This window comes from Sedimenticola sp. (assembly GCF_050289425.1).
In the GTDB taxonomy this organism is placed as follows: Bacteria; Pseudomonadota; Gammaproteobacteria; order Chromatiales; family Chromatiaceae; genus Sedimenticola.
On record NZ_JBNKFS010000068.1, the window covers coordinates 1 to 609 of the forward strand.

Annotated in this window: 1 protein-coding gene; it reads left to right on the top strand. The window is 58.3% G+C overall.

The features are described from left to right. Positions 1 to 439 precede the first annotated feature (439 nt). On the top strand, positions 440 to 595 hold the full coding sequence (locus tag ACQY5R_RS18245; protein WP_428610715.1) for a DUF1348 family protein: 156 nt from the start codon (positions 440 to 442) through the stop codon (positions 593 to 595). Positions 596 to 609 lie beyond the last annotated feature (14 nt).

Sequence of the window (609 nt, forward strand, 5' to 3'; positions counted from 1 at the left end):
CGCGGCCGCGGCTTCAGCGATGAGGATATCTGGGACATTGGCGCCATCTCCGCGTTCTTTGGCCTCTCCAACCGCATGGTCAACCTCACCAGCATGCGCACCAACGACGAATTCTATCTGCTGGGCCGGCTGCCGAAAGAGAAGAAGTAATCCAAGCCATAAATGGGGCAGGGCACAATAGCCAACAGACCCCGCTTCCAATCCAGTCTCAATCAGGGTCGGAGTTGCTGTTTCGGCCCCGACTCCCTGCCGATCACTCAAAGCTTGTAGGGCAGGCACGCTTCGTCTACCGCGCGATCTGCTGGTTCCCACGCTCTGCGTGGGAATGCATACCCAGCCTACACACGGCCGCAGGCGTCGGCTTGGCTCAACGCTCAGCTGCGGGCGGGGCACGGGCAAGTGCGCAGGCACTGACGGGCGCGGTCGTTTTCTTCTCAAGATGGATGAAAATTGGGAGTTCGATGACAATGGCTTGATGAAGGCTCGGCATACCAGTATCAATGATCTCAGGATTACGGAGGAGCAACGTAAGTTTCACTGGCCCTCCGGTAGACGCCCGGACGATTATCCGGAGTTAACTGATCTGGGGCTCTGACGTATACCAGGGGC

Excerpts from the sequence above, each read along its gene's own strand:
- ACQY5R_RS18245 (WP_428610715.1), top strand. The coding sequence starts at position 440 with ATGGATGAAAATTGGGAGTTCGATGACAATGGCTTGATGAAGGCTCGG.